The sequence below is a fragment of the Pseudomonas sp. GW821-FHT07E12 genome (genome assembly GCF_058986605.1).
This window is the reverse complement of the sequence record NZ_JBYSVX010000008.1, coordinates 42865-62721: the sequence shown is the minus strand read 5'-3', so window position 1 is coordinate 62721 and position 19857 is coordinate 42865. Positions and strand designations below refer to the sequence as shown.

The following is a 19857-nucleotide window of genomic DNA, read 5'->3' as shown; positions in this document are numbered from 1 at the left end:
TTGGTGCTGCGCCCCAACTGCATCGACATTCACTCGCCCTTCCCCTTCCCCTGACCGCAGGGGAAGGGCTTTGGAGGGGACGGAAGGACGCAGAACCGCCTTTCGAACGACACACCGTGTCCTGTTCGCGATCTGGATGCGGGACATTGCCCACGAGCCAACGTCCTTCATCCCGGGCGAAGACGCGCCCGCTCTATTCACGTACTTCAAGCCTCTACCTGCCCCGACCATAAATACAGTCAACCTGTACAGTTTTTCTGTACTTATGCTATGGTCGAAACATGGCCAAGCCCTCACCCACATCCGAAGCGCCTTCAGCGGCCTCCCTGGCCGGCGAACTGCGCATCACCCTGAGCAAGCTGAAGCGGCGGCTGCGCGAGCAGGCCGATCCGGGGGACTTCACGTCCGCGCAGAAATCGGTGCTTCTGCGCCTGGACCGTGATGGTCCAGCCACCGTGTCCGCGCTGGCCCGGGCGGAGAGCGTTCGCCCGCAATCCATGCGCATCACCGTGGCCGGCCTGCAGGCGAGAAAGGCCATCAGCGGCAAACCCGATCCCAGCGATGGGCGGCAAACCCTCATTGACCTGGCACCTGCGTTCCGCAAAACCCTCAACGCAAGCCGGGCCGCCAAAGACGATTGGTTGCTGCGTGCCTTGCAGGTACAGCTGTCTCCCCAGGAACAAGCCGAACTCGCGGCCGCCGTGAAACTGCTGCAGCGGCTCGCCGATTTCTGAGCCGTTCCCAGCCCTTTCTGGAAACAACATGGCCCTCGGCACGCTCGATCCGAACACCGCCCTGATCGTCGTCGATCTGCAGAAAGGCATCGTCGGCGGACTCGGCCCCTTCATCCATCCCATTGACGGGGTCGTGGAGCGTTCGCGCGCGCTGCTCGATGCGTTTCGGCAGCGTGGTTTGCCTGTTGTGCTGGTCAATGTCGCCGGCATGGCGCCTGGACGCACCGAGCGGCCGCGGCGCAGCGAACCCGTCCCGGCTGGATGGACCGATCTCATCGCCGAACTTGATCAGCAGCCCAGCGACATCCTCGTGACCAAGCGGACCTGGGGCGCATTCGCCAATACCGACCTCGAAGACCGGTTGAAGGCGCTCGGTGTCACCCAGGTCGTCATCACCGGCGTTGCCACTGGAACCGGCGTCGAGGCGACCGCACGCCAGGCCTATGAGCATGGCTTCAACGTCAGCCTGGCGCTCGACGCCATGACCGATGCGCGTCCGGAAGCACACGACTACAGCGTCAAGCACGTCTTCCCGAGGCTGGGCGAAACCGGCACGGCTCAAGACATCATCGATCTGCTCACTACCCGGAGTGCCTGAAGATGGAATGGCTGCATCTCGTGTCCTATTTCCTCGGCGGTGCCTTTCTCACCAACACCGTGCCGCACTTCGTCAGCGGTGTGACCGGCAGGCCATTCCAGAGTCCGCTCGCCACACCACCGGGACAAGGGTTGTCCTCATCGACCGTGAACGTGCTCTGGGGGTTTCTCAATCTGGTCATCGGCTACCTGCTCGTGTTCCGCGTCGGTGATTTCGACCTGAAGAGCACCGGTGATGCGCTCGCGCTCGGGCTCGGTGTGCTGGCACTCGGTCTGATCTGCGCACGACTTTTCGGCCGCTTCCATGGCGGCAATGCGCCCGAGGATTCGTGAGTGCCGTGGCAACGGACCTCTTCCGTTCGCTGAGAAACCGCAACTACCGGATCTGGGCAGCCGGCGCGCTGGTCTCCAACGTCGGCACGTGGATGCAACGCACCGCCCAGGACTGGCTGGTACTGACCCAACTCACGCAACACAACGCGTCGGCGCTGGGCACGGTGATGGCGCTCCAGTTCGGACCGCAGCTTCTGTTGCTGCCCTGGACGGGCTTCGCGGCCGATCACTACAACCAGCGCAAGCTGCTGATGGCAACCCAGGCGGTGATGGGTGTTCTTGCCTTGGCACTGGGGCTGCTCACTGTCACCGGCATCGTCCAGCTCTGGCACGTGTATGTGTTCGCGTTCCTATCCGGCTGTGCGTCGGCGTTCGATGCACCCGTGCGCCAGACGTTCGTGACCGAACTGGTCGGCGATACGGATCTGCCGAACGCGGTCGCGCTCAACTCGACCTCGTTCAACGCGGCGCGAATGATCGGCCCGGCGGTGGCCGGCCTGGTCATCGCCTCGGTCGGTACCGGCTGGGCGTTTCTGCTCAACGGCGCCAGTTTTGTCGCGGTACTGGCCTCGCTGTTTCTATTGCGCGTCTCCGGGCTGCATACCAACGCTCGGGCACACCGGACCCCGGGCGGCCTCACCGAGGGATTGCGCTATGTAGCCTCGCGCCCGGACCTCAAGGCGATCCTGGTGATGCTGTTTCTGATCGGCACGTTCGGCCTGAACTTTCCGATCTTCATTTCGACCATGGCCGTCGGGGTCTTCCACACCGACGCGCGCGGCTACGGCCTGCTGTCATCGATCATGGCGATCGGCACGGTCGCCGGCGCCCTGCTCGCCGCCGGCCGCCATCGGCCACGCTTCATCTCGCTGCTGATCGGCGCCGTGGTTTTCGGGCTTGGCTGCACCCTGGCGGCGTTCGCTCCGAACTACGGATCGTTCGCCGCTGCGCTGGTCGTCATCGGCGTGGCCGCCCTGACCTTGACCAACACCACCAACAGCCTGATGCAACTCACCACCGCACCGGCCATGCGGGGACGGGTGATGGCACTACGGCTGGGCATCGCGCTCGGAGGGACGCCGATCGGTGCTCCGATCGTGGGCTGGGTGGCCGTCCACCTGGGCCCACGCTGGGCGCTCGGGGTCGGCGCTGCATCGGGCTTCGCGGCGGCCATCGTGGCCATCTACGCCATGACGCGACAGGTTCATCTGCCTCGACGGGATGAACTTCTCCAGGGAGACCGCGCTCGTTAGCCTCAGCGCAGCACGCGGAATTTCAAGCTGGCCCAGACGCCGTCCTCGCCCAGCGCGGTGAGGGTGTGTTCGCCGACCTCGCCGAAATCACGCTGGAAGACACGGCTGCCTTCGGTACGGGCGATCCAGCGGCCATCCAGCAGCCAGTCGATCGCCACCTCGCTCCCCAGCGCGCGCAGTTGCAGGCGTACCGGGTGCGCGCTGCCCGGTGCACGCGCGAACACCGCTCGATCGGTGATGCCGTCGATGCGCAATGCGCCGCCGGCATCGCGGCCGTCCGGCGCGCAGTCCGCGGACAGCGTTGGCAACTGCGCGGCCTTGCGGTCGGCTGGCGACAGCCACGGCGAAAGCAGCGCCGGCCAGCGTGCGATCTCACTTGGCTGACGCGGGTGCGGCAAGCGGCAGTCGGCGGACAGGCGCTGGCCAGTGCGGGCATCGACGTCAAATCGTTCGATACCGCTGCGCCACAGCCGTGCATCACGCTCGGCGAAAGTTGGCGGCACGGCGCCATCCAGTACGTAGGCGCTCATGCGCCGTCGGCACAGCGGTGTGGGCGTGGTTTCCGCGGCGAGGCCGAGCGGCCAGCAGATATCAAACTGCTGCACGTTGGCCGGCATCGGCATGGGCGCGGCATCGCCCGGAATACGCGGCAATGCGTCGATCACCTCGAACATCAACGGCAACGCGGTCACCGCGCCGTACTGGCCGGGCAGCGGCGTACCGTCCGGACGGCCGACCCACACACCGACGGTGTAACGACGCGTGGAACCGATCGCCCAGGCATCACGGAAGCCGTAGCTGGTACCGGTTTTCCAGGCCACGCGCGGACGCGTGGCGGTATCGAAGGTGCCCAGCCCGTAGCCGGGGCGTGGATTGGCTTCGAGCGTCTCGCGCACGATCCACGCTGCACCGGGCGACATCACGCGTCGCTCGATGTGCGGATCGCCCGGCGTGTAGCGCACGCGCCCGGCGATGCCGCCACGGTTGAAGGCGGCATAGGCGCCGACCAGTTCCTGCAGCTGCGCGCCGGTGCCGCCGAGGATCAGCGCCAGGTTCGGCGTGCTTCCGCGCGGGAAGCGCAGCTTGATGCCGGCATTATCCAGACGCGCAGCAAAACGCGCCGGACCGACCCGATCGAGCAGATCCACCGCCGGCACGTTCAGCGACAACCGCAGCGCCTCGGCCGCGCCGATCGGGCCATTGAACGCGGCATCGAAATTGCCGGGGCGGTAGTCGCCGAAGCTCTGCGGGGCATCCACCAGCAGGCTCTCGGAATGAATCAGGCCATCGTCCAGCGCCATGCCGTACAGGAACGGCTTGAGCGTGGAACCGGGCGAGCGCCAGGCCTGCACCATATCGACGTGGCCGAGCCGCTTGGCATCGCCGAACGCGACCGAGCCGACGTAGGCACGCGCCTCCATCGTGGCGTTGTCAACCACCAGCAGCGCCGCCGAGGTGCGCTCGGGCAGCTGCGAGAAATACGCGGTGACGCGTTCTTCCAGCGTGCGCTGCAGCTCGATGTCGATCGTCGTGGCAATGCGCGCGGCCTTCGGATACGCGCTGCGCAGATGCTGCGCGAGCAGCGCCGCATGCAATGGCTGCTGCAGCGAGCGCGCGACCACCGGTTCGATCCGCGCATCGTCCACCTCGGCGCGCGACCACGCACCGAGTTCGACCATGCGTTCGAGCACCTTGTCGCGCGCGGCGCGCGCGGCCTCGGGATGGCGATCCGGACGCAACCGGCTCGGCGATTGCGGCAACACCGCCAGCAATGCGGCCTCGGCATGCGACAGCCGCGCGGCCGGCTTGCCGAGATAGGCCCAGCTCGCCGCCTCCACGCCCTCGATGGTGCCGCCGTAGGGCGCGCGCTCCAGATACAGCTGCAGGATCTGGTGCTTGCTGAGATGGACTTCCAGTTGCAGCGCGCGCAGCAGCTGCTTGAGCTTGCCCCAGGGCGTGCGCGTATGCGGATCGAGGATGCGCGCGACCTGCATCGTCAGCGTCGAGCCACCCGAAACGATGCGACCGCTGCCCAGCCACTGCCCGCCGGCACGCAGCAGCGCCCACGGGTTGATGCCGGGATGGCGCCAGAACCAGCGATCCTCGTAATTCAGCAGCGCCTGCAGGTATAGCGGCGAGACATTCGCAGGCGTGGCCGGGTAGCGCCAGACGCCCTCGGCATCGGCGAATGCGCGCAGCGGCGTACCGTCGCGCGCGACCACCAGCGTGGAGGTATCGCGCGATTGCGGCAGCGGCGGCGGGAAGGCCAGATCGAGCAGCAACAGCGCCGACAGCACCAGCACACTGCCCCAGCGCAACGTCGCCCATGCCCGGCGGTGGCGGCGTGATCCACGCCATCCCTGCGCCGCGCCTTCGTCCTGTGTGTCATCCATCCGCACAAGCATGCAGTGGCGGATCGATTTCGGCCACCGTGGCCCGACATGCGCACAGGCACTCGACGATCCGTCACGAAAACATCCGCCGGCCCGGCATGAGGAACCGCCCTAGCTGTCCGGTCGTACTGTCCGCGTCCGCCGCCGCGGACGTCCGCACCCGGACACTTGCCCTCCCCGATCGAAAGGCCGGCGCTGGCCGCACCCTGCGCCAGTGCTCATTCAGGCTCATCCGGGCACCCGTCGCTCGCCCGCGCATACGCCCGACGGCGCTGGCACGGAACCTGCTCGACTGGCGTATTCCCCGTAGTACAGGACGCCATGAAGACTCATTTCCCGCTCGCCGCCCTCGCCCTGGCCTGTGCGCTCGCTGTGGTACCGGCACATGCCGAGGACCTGACCGACTTGTTGCGGCTGGCGGTCGCGCAGGATCCGACCCTGGCCCAGGCCGACGCCACCAAGCGTGCCACCGACCAGGAAGTGGGCATCGAGCGCGCGGCGCTGCTACCGCAGGCCAGTGCGCAGCAGAGCCTCACCGACACCCGCGGCGGCACGCTCGACGGCAACCTCGGCCACCAGCGCGAACGCGCGCTCGGCGGCACGCTGACCCAGACCTTGTTCAGCCTGCCCGACATCGCCACCTACCGGCAGGCGCGTGCCCAGGCCGCCGCCGGCGAGGAAACCCTGCGCCAGGCGCGCCTGGACCTGTACATGCGCGTGGCCCAGGCCTACTTCGACGTGCTGGTCGCGCAGGACCAGTTGAAGACCTACGACGCCTACGAAGACGCCTACCGGCGCGAGTACGAGCAGACCCATACCCGCTTCGAACAGGGGTTGTCGGCCGAGGTCGACATGAACCAGGCCAAGACCTACTACCTCAACATCAAATCGCAGCGGATCTCGGTGGAGAACGCGCTGGAAACCGCGCGGCAGGCGCTGGCGAGGATCATCGGCCGCGCGCCCGGCGAGCTGGCGAAGCTGCGCGAGGATTTCCCGATGTCGATGCCGGTGCCGTCCGATGTCGAAGCCTGGGTCGCGCAAGCCTCACAGAACAATCCCGACATCGGTGCCAACACGCACAGCCTGCGCGCCGCCGAGCATGCGGTGTCCGCCGCACGCGGCGGCCATCTGCCGACGCTCGCCGCCAGCCTCAGCTACGGCAAGACCGGTGCGTGGTACACCCGCGCGGCCAGCGATCCGAGCTATGGGCGCAGCGAGACCGCGATCGGCCTGACCTTGAACTTCCCGCTGTTCAGCGGCGGACTGACCCACGCGCAGGTACGCCAGGCACTGGCGCAGCGCGATGCAGCGGCCAGCCAGCTGGAAATCGCACACCGCGAGGCCGATTACGAAATCCGCACGTACTACAAGGCACTGGAACAGGGCGTCACCCAGGTCGAGGCGGCGCGTCAGGCGATGACGGCGGCGACCGATTCGGTGCGCTCGATGCAGATGGGGTACGAGATCGGCACGCAGAGCCTGACCAACCTGGTGGTCGCGATCGGCACGCTGGCCGACACCCAGAGCCAGTACTCCAGCACCCGCCACCAGTTCGTGCTCAACCTGCTGCTGCTCAAGCAGGCCGCCGGCGTGCTGGCGCCGGAGGATCTGGAAGAGATCAACCGCTGGTTGAAGTAGGACGCCTCGTCCCCTCGAACGGCTCGCGCCGCATTGCTGCTTCGATTGCCGGACTGTCGTGCTGGCAGGCGGTGGACTCTCTCCCCATCGTCCTTCCAGCACGGCAGTCCGGCGATCTTTTTTGTGAATCCCTCACAAGAGCGCGGCACATCCTTGTGCCGGGACTCTCTTTGTGAATCCCTCACAAAAGCACGGCACATCCTTGTGCCGGGACTCTTCTTTTTTTTCTACGGCTGCACCACCGTGATCGTGGTCGGATTGCTGCGGCCGACGCCGCGCAGTTCCGGCCGGTACATGTCCTCGACCAGCGACGGCGGCACCGTGTAAGTACCCGGCGTCACCGCGCGTACCAGGTAGAACACCTGCGCCTTGCCGCCTTGCGCCAGGCCCAGCGCGGCGACATAGCGATCGTCGCGGAACTCCTCGTGCTTGACGTCGGCGGCGTTGGCGCGATCGCTGATGTCGATCCCGTCCACCACCACGTCGGCCCACTGCTTGGCGTCGCCGAGATTGAAATTCTCGATCTCCAGGCCGGCTGGCAGCAGGTCGGTGAGCAATGCATCCGGCATCGGAGTACCGGCGGTGATCGACACGCGCACGATCAGCGCCTCGCCCTCGACCAGCGGCCGCGGCGTCCACGGCTTGCCGTCGGTGGTGTACCAACTGCGTTCCACGCTGATGTTGCGCTGGTCCGGCTCCGGTGCGCTGCGCGGAACACCGGCCACTTCCAGACTCGCGAACAGCGGCGCTTCGCCTTCAGGCACGAAACGCACACCGCGTGCGAGCTGGGCGCTGTCGAACACGCGGCCGAACAGCTTGGCCGGCGCGATCGGCTCGACCTGATCGCCCACGTGCAACTGCCCGCCCACCAGCTTCTTCTGGTTCACCAGCAGCACCTTGCCCAGACGCGCCAGCGCGACCTGCTCCTGCGTGCTCAGCCATAGCCAGCCGCTGTTGCGGCGCGCATCCAGCGCCCGGCCCAGGCTGACCGCACGGGCGTCGTACTCGGGCCTGGACAGGCCACGCTCGTGCAGCAGCGCAATCATCAGCGCATCGTCGCGCACCTCACTGCCGTAATCGCCGAAGTGGTACGGACGCGTGCTGTTGTCCTTGGCGAAACCTTCCTTGATCGCCGCTTCGCCGCGCTTGGCATCGCCCTGCAAGCTCAATGCGATGCCCAGATGCACCAGCGACAGTCCGCTGACCGCCTTCGCACGATCGTTGTCGTACAGCGCGCGCAGAGTACCCAGCGGCGCACGGTTGACGCGCGCCAGCACGTAGCCGGACCAGGCCTGGTTGGCGAACTTCAACTGGTCGCGACGCTCCTGGCCGTAGAACTGGTTGCCGCCGGCCAGCAGATCCTCGCTGAGACGGTTGAGCGCCTTCTGCAGCACGTTCTCCGGCACCGCGAAGCCGGCATCCTTGGCATCGAGCAGGAACTCGGCGATATACGGGGTCAGCCCCGGATTGACATAGGCGTCATCGCCCCACATCGAGAAGTGCCCGCTGGAGACCTGCATCGAGGCCAAGCGGCCAAATGCGCCCTCCATGCGTTCGCGACGCTTGTCGGTCTCCAGCCCCTGGCTGCCGAGCAGGCGTGCGGTGGCGTCGTCGAGCAGCAGCGCGGCGTAACCCTTGCTGGTGGTCTGCTCGGCGCAGCCGTACGGATACTCCAGCGCGCCCTTCAACGCGCTGCCGAACGGAATCGGCGGCAATGCGCTGACCACCATGCGCGCGTTGATCGAGCCGCTCATCAGGCCGTCGGCCAGGCTCGCATCGAAGCTCACCGGCGCGATCGGATCGATCACCCGCGTCTGCGCGCGCAGTACCGACGGCCATGCCGCGCGTACCGGCAGGTCGTAACTGCGATCGACCTTGAAGCCGTTGCCTTCCAAGCGTACCCGTACCTTGGCCACGCCGTAGCCTTCCTGTGCGGTGAGCGGGAAGTTCAACGTGGTCTTGCCGTCCACGCCCAGCTTGGCGCTGTTGCTGCCCGCGCCGATCGCCAGCGGGCCGCTGCCGTCCACGCGCACCGCGAACTCGCCGGGCTTGCCGGTGAAGTTCTGCACGTCGAGGGTGACGGTGCTGCGGTCACCGGGCGCCATCACCCGCGGCATGCTCGCCTCGGCCAGGATCGGCGCGCGCACCACGGTTTCCGCGTCGCGGTTGCCGTAACGATCGTCCGAATAGACCAGTGCGGACACGCGCAGGGTGCCGTTGAAGTCCGGCACCGGCAGCTGCACGCGCGCGTTGCCCTGAGCATCGAGCTTGACCGAACCGGAGAACAGATCGACGGTCTGCACCCGCGCGGTCGGACGCTTGGCCTGCGGCAACGCCTCCAGCCCCATGTCGCCACCGAACTTCAGCTTGCCGGTCGCGCCCTCGAAGCTCTCGATCACGCGACCATAGATGTCGTAGGCATCCACGCCAAGACGCCGCTGGGCGAAGAAGTACGCCGGCGCATCCGGCACCGGGAAGCGGGTGATGTTGAGAATGCCCACATCCACCGCCGAGATCGTCACGTGCGCGCTCTTGCCGGCCAGCTCCGGCACGCTGACCGTCACCGGCAACGGCTGCTCGGGACGCATCTGCCTGGGCGCCACCAGCCCGACCGCGACGCGTCGCGTCTTGCGATCCATCGGCACATGCGCAACGCCGACCGCACGCGCCGGGGTGATTTTGCTCGGCGCACTGCCACCTCGGAACACCAGCGCGGTGACGTAGACGTCCTGGCGCTCCCAGTCGGCGGTGACCGGGATCTCGAAGGTACTGCCGGCCTTGACGTCGATGTCCTGCACGTACAGCGGCTTGTCGCTCTCCACGATCAACAGGCCCTTGCCGGCATGCGGCGGGGTCAACGTGACCTTGAGCGTGTCGCCGGCGCGGTAGGCGGCCTTGTCCAGCGACAGCTTGACCTTGTCCGGACGCGCGTCCAGGCCACGGTTGTCGTCGTTCCAGCTCCAGCCGGCGCGGAACGGATAGCGCGTGGTCAGGCCGGTGGTCGGGTCGAACACATCGACGCGGTACTCGCCCCACTCCACCGGGAACTCGAACTTGCCGGTCTCGGTGCCGACATCCAGCGTGCGCGTCTGCTTGTTCTCGAAGCGCCGGGTGAAGTCGTAATCCCAGCGATCGGAAACGTAGCTCCAGTGGTAGTCACGCAGCTCGCGCACCAAGGTGACTTTCAAGCCCTTGGCCGGCTGCGGCTTGCCGTCGGCATCGACGCGGGTCAGTTCGAAACGGGCATTGCCGTTGGCATCGGCGCCATCGGTATCGTCGAACAGCGGGCGCACCGCGACCAACGCGTTGGCCGGCCACAGCACGCGCTTGAGCGTGCGGCTGACGGTACGCCCGCCGGTCTCGTAGACGCTGCCGGACACGATCGCGCCGATCGGCGTGGCCGGCTTGGCGCCGACCGGCAGTTCGATGTCCTCGGCCAGCTTGCCGTCGGCACCGAACTCGGTGTCGATCACGTCCTTGGCCTCGCGCGGCAGCTCCTGGGTCGGATCGCCGAAGAACCAGCCCGGCATCGCATCGAGCGGATGCTGCTCCACCATCACCGCCAGCTTGGCAGTGAAGCGGTTGCCGTCGGCCGGCGCGCCGTACAGATACGCCGCGTCGGCGGTGAGCTTGAACGGCTCGCCCGGCTTGATCGTCTTCTGCGCGCTGCCCAGCTCGAGTTTCATGCGCTCGGGCAGGAACTCTTCCACGCGCACGGTCATGCCCTGCACCGCTTCCTTGCTGGCCGGATCGGTACGGAACTCGACCTGCCAGCGCCCGGTCGGCGCATCGGCGGGAATCGCCTGGGCGAACTCGAAATAGCCCTGCTCGCCCGGCTGCAGGCGGGTTTCGCGGAAGGTCTTGCCGTCCGGCTGTTTCAGGCGCAGGAACACCGGCTGTGCCTTGACCGGCTTACCGTCGTTGTCGCGCAGGATCGCCGACACCCGCATCGTCTCGCCCGGGCGGTACAGATCACGCCCGGACCAGGCGAATACGTCGAACCAGGCGTTCTCGCGCCCGGCCACCGCGAATTCGCTCAGGTCCAGCGCCGGCTGGTTGAACGGCAGCAGGGTCACGTCGTTGCCACTGCGCGCGACCAGCACCTGCGCGGCATCGAGGCGATAGTTCAACAGTGCGTTGCCGTTGCCGTCGGTGCTGCCCTTCAAGGCCACCTCGCCCTTGGCATCGAGGATGCGCAGCTCGACGTTCTTCAGCGCATCGCCGCTTTTCAGCGAGGCGGTGTGGACGAACAACTGGTCCTTGTAGGCACGCGTGTGCAGGCCGATGTCGCTGACCGTGAAGAACACGGTGTCGTACTGGTTGTCGAAACTGCCGGTGCGCTTCATCACCGCGAAGTACAGACCCGGCTCCTGCAGTTGCTTGATCTCCTGGATCGGCAGGTAGGTCAGCGCGCGCTCGTTCTTCTTGCTGTCGAGCAGGAAGCGGTTGACGTAGACCGAATCGGCCAACTTCGAAATCGGCGACCTCTCGCCGTAGTTGTTGTCCAGTTCCCAGCTGCTGCGGCGACCGCCGCGCTGGTACTGACTGAAGAACGCCGGCAGTTGGTTCTCGCGCACGCGCAGGAACTCGACGTCCACCTCCGGCACGTTGACCGACACCACCGGCAGGCCGCGGCTCTCGCGCGCCGGCAGCACGCTGCCCTGCGAAGCGAAGCCGGCGGCGGGTTCGAGTTCGCCGGTGTAGACCTTCTCGCGCACTTCCTTGCCGAGGCGGCTGCCGTCGGCGGCGAGCAGATCGCCGGAAAGGATCAGGCTGTAATTCTTGGCCGCCTCCACGAACGGATAGCGCAGGGTCTTGCCGTCATCGGACAACGACCAGCCGCTGTCACCGTCGCCGACCTTCTCCTCGAAGCGCACCAGCTTGTCGAAATCCTGGGTACCTACCAGCGGGCGCGAGAACTCCAGCGCCAGCGCCAGGCCGTCGCCCTTCTGGTCGGGGTAGGCGCGTACCAGCGCGAAGCCCTTGACGGCCTCCTGCCTGGTCTGGATCGCCTCGCCACTGACAGACGGCAGCTGACCGGTCTCGTTGCGCTCGCAACCCGCCACGACCAGCAACGCCAGCGCAGCGACGCATGCAGCGCCGCGAACACGCCCCCAAAATCCCTTCGCCACTGACTGCCCGTCCATGCACCGCTCCTTGATGGAGCGGCGAGTATAGCGCCGGGCTGCTACCGCCTTGGGACAGTAATCCCTGCGGTAATCCCTGCGTAGGAGCGGCTTCAGCCGCGATGGGGCTCCCCCTTTGAATCCCCGCACATGGATGTGCGGGCCTTTGCGAGGGATTCGCATGAAAGCCCCATCGCGGCTGAAGCCGCTCCTACGGATATTCGACCTGCATTTCAGCGCAGCAGACGATCCATGTAGAAATCGATCAGGCCAGCCTTGTCCAGCTTCAGGCAGGCCTGCACGTTCGGCCGGCCCGGCGTCTGGCGGGTATGGCCTTCGGCGTCGACGACGATGTGCAGCGGCACCGTCGGGCACAGCGACGGCGCCAGCAGCTGCGCCACCGGCACCACGTCGAACAGGGTCGGGGTGGCGCTCGCCCAGGGCTGGTCGGTGTCGCGCCACTGGTAATAGAGCTGGGTCAGCGCGTCGGTCAGGCCGTCGCCGTGGGCGAACAACGACACCCGTGCGGATTCCTCCAGCTTCACCTGGGTCGCGTCCAACGGCAGCATCGTGATCGGCACGCCGGAAGCGAACACCGCCTGCGCCGCAGGGATGTCGGCGACGATGTTGTACTCGGGCGCCGGCGGATTCGGCGCGCGGTAGTCGGACTTGCCATAGCCGACCCGCACCGAGCCGCCCATCAGCACGATCTGCTTGAGCTGGCCGAACGCGGCCGGGTCGCGCTTGAGCGCCAGCGCGGCATCGGTCAGCGGACCCAGCACCAGCAGCGTCACCTGCCCCGGCTGCTGGCGTGCCTGCTGCAGGATCAGGTCCACCGCCGACGGCGTACCGGTCGGCAGCGTGCCGCGCTCAGCCCAGCGCGCCTGGCTGAACGGGATCGCGCTGCGGGTCGGCTCGCCGATCGCCAGCGGAATGTCCGCGCGCCCGGCCTCGACCAGCAGGTGCTGCAGCAAGCGTGCACGCAGCGCGGTATCGCCCCAGGCCGACGCGATACCGCGCAGGTCGAACTCGGGACTGCGCAGCAGCAGGCCAAGCGCGAACGCATCGTCGATGTCGTCACCGACGTCGGTGGACACCACCACCGGTTGCCGCGCCGGCGGCGTGGCCGACAGCGACCCGGCCACGCACGACAGCATCAGCGCGGCCAGCCAGCCGCTCGCACGCATTCCCATCACACCACCTCGAAAAGAAAAGTAAGAACCCCGCACATGGATGTGCGGTGCTGTTGCGAGGGACTCGCCCCAAAGAACCCCCGCACACGGATGTGCGGCGCTCTTGCGAGGGACTCGCAAACAAGACCGCCGGCATGATAGCCGGCGGTCGGGTGACACGGACTGCTGAAACCAGCGATCAGAACGCGGCGCGGAACTGCACGCCGATGATGCGCGGATCGTTGATGAAGCCAGTCAGGTTGTCGAAGTCGATCGCACCCACGGCACGGATCTGGTTGGTGCAGTTGCGGCAGAACACCGAGGCCTCGTAGGCACCGTTGGCCCAGGTGTAGCCGATCTTGGCACCGCCCTCGAGCAGCGGCTGGCCGACGAACTCACGCGACTGGTACAGGAAGAAGTTGACCTCGCTGCGGTACGACCAGTCGGTGTAGAAGAACAGTTCGCCATCCGGCCCCATCGGGATGCCATAGCGCAGCGTGGCGTTGCCGATCCACTTGGCCGCCTGCGGCAGCGGGTTGCCGTTGATCAGCGCGTAGCCATTGGCGTTGACCGGATCGGTCACCGTGCACACCCACGGCGAGCAGGTCGAGGTCGCCAGGCCGGGATCCTTGATCTCGGTGTGGTTGTAGCTGCCGTTCAAGGTGAAACGCAGGTTCTCGGTGACCAGCGCCTCGAAGTCGAACTCGGCGCCGTAGGCCTCGCTCTTCTTCGCATTGATCAGCTGCACCGCATTGGAAGTGCCGCCCACCGCGGTCAGCTGCTGGTCCTTGATGTCCATGCTGTAGACGTCGAAGCTGATGCGCGCGCGCTTTTCGAACAGGTCGGCTTTGACACCCAGTTCGTAGGACGTGACGGTTTCGGGCCGGGCCACGGTCACCGGCACGCCCGAGGACGGCGGACCGAAGCTGGCGCCGCGGAAGCCGGTCGAGAAGCGCGCGTACAGGTTGACGTCGTCGGTCAGGTTGAAGATCGCGCTGGCATCGCCGGTCACCTTCGAGCCACTGGTCTCGCCGCCGATCGGCACCGCGGTGCTGCGATCCCACTGCAAGATGTCGAAGGTCTTCTTGTCGTGGGTGTAACGCAGGCCGGCACGCAGGTTGAGCTGCTCGCTGGCCTGGTAGTTCAGCGAGCCGAACGCCGCCCAGGAGGTGTTCTTCTGGCGGGTCAGGTCGTAGCCGGTGAGTGCACCACGGCCGATCGTGTCGTAGTCGTAGGCTTCGCCCTCGACGTTGTCGTTGAAGTAGTACAGGCCGGCCTGCCAGTTCAGCGGGCCGGCGTACTGCGACTCGGCGCGCAGCTCCTGGGTGAACTGATCAACGCTCTTGATGCCGCCGGCGGTTTCCACCGAGAACGGGATGAAGCCCGGGCCATACGGCTGGCTCGGATCGACAAAGGCGCCGGCGCCGTAGCCGCCATCGATGTCACCACGGCTGTAGTACTTGGAAATGCCTTCGTAACCGGTGATCGAGTGCAGCGCGATGTCGCCCAGGTTCCAGCTCAGGTTGGCGCTGCCGCCGTAGGTGGTCAGCTCCTGCGCGTTGTGGCCGTCGATGTAGGCCTTGTCCGGATCGAAGCCATCCACCAACTGGTTGGTGCCGGCCTGGAAGATGTTGGCGCGGAACAGCCGCGCGGTGCCGTTGAGCTTGCGCGCATGGGCGTTGAACAACGCCTCGAAGTCCTCGCTGGGCTTGAACAGCAGTTGCACGCGTGCGGCTGCGTCGTCGTAGCCTTCCAGCTTCTGCCCGGTGATCTGGCTGGTCACCCAGTCGTTGCGATGCTGCTGCAGCACCGACACGCGCGCCGCCCAGGCATCGTTGATCGGCAGGTTGATCGCGCCTTCCAGCGAGGTGGTGGTGTAGGTGGCCACCGACGCGCTGACATAGCCGTCGTTGCTGCCGATCACCGGCTTGACCGAGTTGAACTTGACCACGCCGGCCGGGGTGTTGCGGCCGAACAGCGTGCCCTGCGGGCCGCGCAGCACTTCCACCGCGGCCAGATCGAACATCGGGAAGCCCTTCAGGAAGGCGTTCTCCTGCACCACGTCGTCATAGATCAGCGACACCGGCTGCGAGGCGTAGGTGGTGAAGTCGGTATTGCCGTAGCCGCGGATGTAGAAACGCGGGAATACGCGGCCGTTGGAGGATTCCACGTTCAGGCTCGGCACCTTGCCGGCCAGCACGCGCACGTCCGAGGCGCTGGTGGAAATGGCATCCAGGTACTCGGCGCGCAACACACTGGCCGAGACCGGCACGTCCTTGGAGTCTTCGGAGCGCCGCTCGGCGGTCACCTTGACCGAATCGAGCTGGGCGATACCGCCGGCGGCCTGCTGGGCAAGGGCGGCGAACGGGGCGGTGGAAAGGACGGCTAAGGCAAGTGCGCTGACGCGCAGCGAGCGGTTGGCAGACATGAAGCGCTCCGGAGCTGGGGGTGGCGGTCGTCGGTTGTGGCGGCGTTTGCCGCGTCGCAACACAATTAACACAAACTACACACCCGCAACACCTTCTCGTCACACTCCGCGGGTTCTTTTTTGCCGGTCGCCCCCGCCGTCGCGTATTCATCCACTCCGGCAGCGCCGGGACTGGGTCACGGCACCCGCAGCACCTCACCCGGCACCCGCACCCAGCCTTCCATCAGCACCCGGGCGCTGCGGCTCATGATCGCCTTGGTCACCGTCCAAACCCCGTCCAGCTGCCGGGCCTCGGCGCCGACGCGCAGCGTGCCGGAGGGGTGCCCGAAGCGCACCGCGCTGCGTTCGCCTCCACCTGCAGCCAGGTTCACCAGCGTGCCCGGGATCGCCGCGGCAGTGCCGATCGCCACCGCCGCGGTGCCCATCATCGCGTGGTGCAGCTTGCCCATCGACATCGCCCGCACCCGCAGGTCGATATCGCCCGCGTCCACGCGCTTGCCGCTGGATGCCACGTAACCCTCGGGAGACGCGACGAACGCGACCTTCGGCGTGTGCTGACGCCGGGCGGCCTCGCCGATATCGGCGATCAACCCCATCCGCACCGCGCCATGCGCGCGGATCGCCTCGAACATCGCCAGCGCCTTCGGATCGCTGTTGATCGCGTCCTGCAACTCGCTGCCGGTGTAGCCGATGTCGGCGGCGTTCACGAAGATGGTCGGGATGCCGGCATTGATCAGTGTCGCCTTCAGCGTGCCGACGCCGGGCACATCGAGATCATCGACCACGTGCCCGGTCGGGAACATCGCCCCACCCTGCTCGCCTTCATCCGCCGGATCAAGGAATTCCAGTTGCACCTCGGCGGCCGGGAACGTCACCCCATCCAGTTCGAAATCGCCGGTCTCCTGCACCTGCCCATCGGTGATCGGCACCTGCGCGACGATGCTCTTGCCGATGTTGGCCTGCCAGATGCGTACCGTGCACACGCCATCGCGCGGCACCCTGTCAGGATCGACCAGACCGTTGGCGATCGCGAACGGCCCCACCGCCGCCGACAGGTTGCCGCAGTTGCCGGACCAGTCGACGAAGGCGCTGTCGATCGACACCTGGCCGAACAGATAGTCGACATCGAAACCGGGCCGCGCACTCCTGGCCACGATCACCGTCTTGCTGGTGCTGGACGTCGCCCCACCCATGCCATCGATCTGCTTGGCATACGGATCCGGGCTGCCGATCACCCGCAGCAGCAACGCATCGCGCACCGGCCCCGGCGACTGCGCCGCCGCCGGCAGATCCTGCAGGCGGAAGAACACGCCTTTGGAGGTGCCACCGCGCAGATAGGTGGCGGGAATGCGGATCTGTGGGAGCTGGGACATGAGGGGGTCTCTGATGGCTTGTTGGCTGCAAAACGTTCCACTCGTCATTCCCGCTTGATCAGCCATTCGGTTGCTGAAAAGCGCTTCGCGGGAATGACGAGCAAGGGATTCAGGCCGCCTGCGCAGACTCCAGGAAATCCTGCGCAAAACGCTGCAACACGCCGCCGGCTTCGTAGATCGAGACTTCCTCGTCCGAATCCAATCGGCACGTCACCGGCACCTGCACGCTCTCGCCATTGGCGCGATGGACCACCAGCGTCAGATCGGCCCGTGGCTTGCGCTCGCCGATCACGTCGAACGTCTCGCTGCCATCGAGCGCCAACGTCTGCCGGTTCGTGCCCGGCTTGAACTCCAGCGGCAGCACGCCCATGCCGATCAGGTTGGTGCGGTGAATACGCTCGAAGCCCTCGGCAACGATCACCTCCACGCCGGCCAATCGCACGCCCTTGGCGGCCCAGTCACGCGAGCTGCCCTGGCCGTAGTCGGCGCCCGCGACGATGATCAACGGTTGCTTGCGCTGCATGTAGGTTTCGATCGCCTCCCACATCCGCAGCACCTTGCCCTCCGGCTCGACCCGCGCCAGCGAGCCTTGCTTCACGCTGCCGTCGTCGTTGCGCACCATCTCGTTGAACAACTTCGGATTGGCGAAGGTCGCACGCTGCGCGGTGAGGTGATCGCCACGATGGGTCGCGTAGGAATTGAAGTCCTCTTCCGGCAAGCCCATCTTCGCCAGGTATTCGCCAGCGGCGCTGTCGAGCATGATCGCGTTGGACGGCGAAAGATGATCGGTGGTGATGTTGTCCCCGAGCAGCGCCAGCGGCCGCATGCCGCGCAATGTGCGCGCTCCGGCCAATGCGCCTTCCCAGTAAGGCGGGCGTCGGATGTAGGTGCTCATCGGCCGCCAGTCATACAGCGGGTCGATCTTGCCGCCGTACTCGACGCGCACGTCGAACATCGGCCCGTACACCTTGCGGAACTGCTCGGGCTTGACCGAGGCCTTCACCACCGCCTCGATTTCCTCGTCGCCCGGCCAGATGTCCTTGAGTCGGATCTCCTTGCCGTCGACCACCGCCAGCACGTCTTTTTCGATGTCGAAACGGATCGTGCCGGCGATCGCATACGCCACCACCAGCGGCGGCGAGGCCAGGAACGCCTGTTTGGCATACGGATGGATGCGGCCGTCGAAGTTGCGATTGCCCGACAGCACTGCCACCGCGTACAGATCGCGCTCGACGATCTCCTGCTGGATCACCGGATCCAGCGCGCCGCTCATCCCATTGCAGGTCGTGCAGGCGAAGCCGACCACGCCGAAGCCGAGCTTTTCCAGCTCATCTTCGAGACCGGCCTCCTTCAGATACAACTGCACCGCGCGCGAGCCCGGCGCCAGCGACGACTTCACCCACGGCTTGCGCAGCAGCCCGAGTCGATTGGCGTTGCGCGCCAGCAGGCCCGCGGCGATCACGTTGCGCGGATTGGAGGTGTTGGTGCAGCTGGTGATCGCGGCGATGATCACCGCGCCGTCGGGCATCAATCCTTCCGCTTCCTGCGCGCGCGCCTGCGCCAGATCCGTGGCGATGCCGCGTGCGGCCAGCTCGCTGGTCGCCACGCGCGCATGCGGGTTGGACGGACCGGCCATGTTGCGGGTGACATTGGACAGATCGAAATGCAGCACGCGCTCGTATTGCGCCTGCGTGAGTTGATCGGCCCACAGTCCGGTGGTCTTGGCATAGGTTTCGACCAGCGCGATCTGCTTTTCCTCGCGACCAGTCAAACGCAGGTAATCCAGCGTCTGCGTATCGATGTAGAACATCGCCGCAGTCGCGCCGTACTCCGGGCACATGTTGGAGATGGTCGCGCGATCGCCGATGGTCAGCGCGGCAGCACCTTCGCCGAAGAATTCCAGATACGCGCCGACCACCTTCTGCTTGCGCAGGAACTCGGTCAGCGCCAGCACGATGTCGGTACAGGTGATGCCCGGTCCCGGCTTTCCGCTCAGCTCGACGCCGACGATGTCCGGCAGGCGCATCCACGAGGCGCGACCGAGCATCACGTTCTCTGCTTCCAGACCGCCGACGCCGACCGCGATCACGCCGAGCGCATCGACATGCGGCGTATGGCTATCGGTGCCGACGCAGGTATCCGGAAACGCCACGCCATCCTGCACGTAGATCACCGGCGACATCTTCTCCAGATTGATCTGATGCATGATCCCGTTGCCCGGCGGGATCACGTCCACGTTCTGGAATGCATGCCGCGTCCACTCGATGAAGTGAAAACGATCCTCGTTGCGGCGATCCTCGATCGCGCGGTTCTTCGCGAACGCATCCGGATCGAAGCCGCCACACTCCACCGCCAGCGAGTGATCGACGATCAGCTGCACCGGCACCACCGGATTGACCTTGGCCGGATCACCGCCCATATCGGCGATCGCATCGCGCAGGCCGGCCAGATCCACCAGCGCGGTCTGGCCGAGGATGTCATGGCAGACCACGCGCGCCGGAAACCACGGGAAATCCAGATCGCGACGCCGCTCGATCAGCTGCTTCAGCGAGTCGGTCAGCGTGGCCGGATCACAGCGCCGCACCAGGTTCTCGGCGAGCACGCGCGAGGTGTAGGGCAATGCGTCCCACGCACCGGGCCGGATCGCATCTACCGCAGCACGGGCGTCGAAATAGTCGAGCGAGGTGCCCGGCAGGGATTTGCGGAATTGGCTGTTCATGGCTGGCTTCTGAAACGTAATGGCGAGCATGGAGCGTGCTTCGTCATCCCCGCGAAGGCGGGGATCCAGTGTCTTCCTGCACGATCAAGGA

Annotated in this window: 11 protein-coding genes; 5 read left to right on the top strand and 6 right to left on the bottom strand. The window is 66.4% G+C overall.

What is annotated here, in order from left to right:
- Positions 1–281 precede the first annotated feature (281 nt).
- Genes AC3WJE_RS07275 through AC3WJE_RS07260 form a run of 4 tightly spaced genes read left to right on the top strand, consistent with a single transcriptional unit; the run spans position 282 to position 2917 of the window.
- On the top strand, positions 282–734 hold the full coding sequence (locus AC3WJE_RS07275) for a MarR family winged helix-turn-helix transcriptional regulator (RefSeq protein ID WP_493730120.1): 453 nt from the start codon (positions 282–284) through the stop codon (positions 732–734).
- A gap of 28 nt (positions 735–762) precedes the next feature.
- The gene (locus AC3WJE_RS07270; protein WP_493730119.1) at positions 763–1332 is read left to right on the top strand and encodes an isochorismatase family protein; all 570 of its coding nucleotides are present in this window, start codon (positions 763–765) and stop codon (positions 1330–1332) included.
- 2 nt (positions 1333–1334) lie between these two features.
- Positions 1335–1664: a hypothetical protein gene (locus AC3WJE_RS07265; RefSeq protein WP_493730118.1), complete on the top strand. Its 330-nt coding sequence runs from the start codon at positions 1335–1337 to the stop codon at positions 1662–1664.
- A gap of 5 nt (positions 1665–1669) precedes the next feature.
- Positions 1670–2917: an MFS transporter gene (locus tag AC3WJE_RS07260; RefSeq protein ID WP_493730117.1), complete on the top strand. Its 1248-nt coding sequence runs from the start codon at positions 1670–1672 to the stop codon at positions 2915–2917.
- Between the two features lie 2 nt (positions 2918–2919).
- Here AC3WJE_RS07260 and pbpC read toward each other — a convergent pair whose 3' ends face one another.
- The gene (gene pbpC, locus AC3WJE_RS07255) at positions 2920–5310 is read right to left on the bottom strand and encodes a penicillin-binding protein 1C (RefSeq protein WP_493730116.1); all 2391 of its coding nucleotides are present in this window, start codon (positions 5308–5310) and stop codon (positions 2920–2922) included.
- Positions 5311–5631: 321 nt separating this feature from the next.
- On the opposite strand from pbpC, the gene AC3WJE_RS07250 reads away from it, so the two are divergent.
- The gene (locus AC3WJE_RS07250) at positions 5632–6948 is read left to right on the top strand and encodes a TolC family outer membrane protein (RefSeq protein ID WP_493730115.1); all 1317 of its coding nucleotides are present in this window, start codon (positions 5632–5634) and stop codon (positions 6946–6948) included.
- 227 nt (positions 6949–7175) lie between these two features.
- Here AC3WJE_RS07250 and AC3WJE_RS07245 read toward each other — a convergent pair whose 3' ends face one another.
- The 5 genes from AC3WJE_RS07245 to acnD all read right to left on the bottom strand — a co-directional run bounded on the left by AC3WJE_RS07245 (position 7176) and on the right by acnD (position 19766).
- The gene (locus AC3WJE_RS07245; RefSeq protein WP_493730114.1) at positions 7176–12095 is read right to left on the bottom strand and encodes an alpha-2-macroglobulin family protein; all 4920 of its coding nucleotides are present in this window, start codon (positions 12093–12095) and stop codon (positions 7176–7178) included.
- A gap of 212 nt (positions 12096–12307) precedes the next feature.
- On the bottom strand, positions 12308–13267 hold the full coding sequence (locus AC3WJE_RS07240; RefSeq protein ID WP_493730113.1) for a nucleoside hydrolase: 960 nt from the start codon (positions 13265–13267) through the stop codon (positions 12308–12310).
- A gap of 178 nt (positions 13268–13445) precedes the next feature.
- Positions 13446–15674: a TonB-dependent receptor gene (locus AC3WJE_RS07235; RefSeq protein WP_493730112.1), complete on the bottom strand. Its 2229-nt coding sequence runs from the start codon at positions 15672–15674 to the stop codon at positions 13446–13448.
- A 176-nt stretch (positions 15675–15850) separates the two neighbouring features.
- Positions 15851–17047, bottom strand: a complete 1197-nt coding sequence (gene prpF, locus AC3WJE_RS07230) for a 2-methylaconitate cis-trans isomerase PrpF (protein ID WP_493730111.1) — start codon at positions 17045–17047, stop codon at positions 15851–15853.
- A 109-nt stretch (positions 17048–17156) separates the two neighbouring features.
- On the bottom strand, positions 17157–19766 hold the full coding sequence (gene acnD / locus AC3WJE_RS07225; protein WP_493730110.1) for a Fe/S-dependent 2-methylisocitrate dehydratase AcnD: 2610 nt from the start codon (positions 19764–19766) through the stop codon (positions 17157–17159).
- Positions 19767–19857: the final 91 nt, after the last annotated feature.

Coding starts and splice junctions, on each gene's coding strand:
- AC3WJE_RS07275 (WP_493730120.1), top strand. CDS start 282: ATGGCCAAGCCCTCACCCACATCCGAAGCGCCTTCAGCGGCCTCCCTG.
- AC3WJE_RS07270 (WP_493730119.1), top strand. CDS start 763: ATGGCCCTCGGCACGCTCGATCCGAACACCGCCCTGATCGTCGTCGAT.
- AC3WJE_RS07265 (WP_493730118.1), top strand. CDS start 1,335: ATGGAATGGCTGCATCTCGTGTCCTATTTCCTCGGCGGTGCCTTTCTC.
- pbpC (WP_493730116.1), bottom strand. CDS start 5,310: ATGGATGACACACAGGACGAAGGCGCGGCGCAGGGATGGCGTGGATCA.
- AC3WJE_RS07250 (WP_493730115.1), top strand. CDS start 5,632: ATGAAGACTCATTTCCCGCTCGCCGCCCTCGCCCTGGCCTGTGCGCTC.
- AC3WJE_RS07245 (WP_493730114.1), bottom strand. CDS start 12,095: ATGGACGGGCAGTCAGTGGCGAAGGGATTTTGGGGGCGTGTTCGCGGC.
- AC3WJE_RS07240 (WP_493730113.1), bottom strand. CDS start 13,267: ATGGGAATGCGTGCGAGCGGCTGGCTGGCCGCGCTGATGCTGTCGTGC.
- AC3WJE_RS07235 (WP_493730112.1), bottom strand. CDS start 15,674: ATGTCTGCCAACCGCTCGCTGCGCGTCAGCGCACTTGCCTTAGCCGTC.
- prpF (WP_493730111.1), bottom strand. CDS start 17,047: ATGTCCCAGCTCCCACAGATCCGCATTCCCGCCACCTATCTGCGCGGT.
- acnD (WP_493730110.1), bottom strand. CDS start 19,766: ATGAACAGCCAATTCCGCAAATCCCTGCCGGGCACCTCGCTCGACTAT.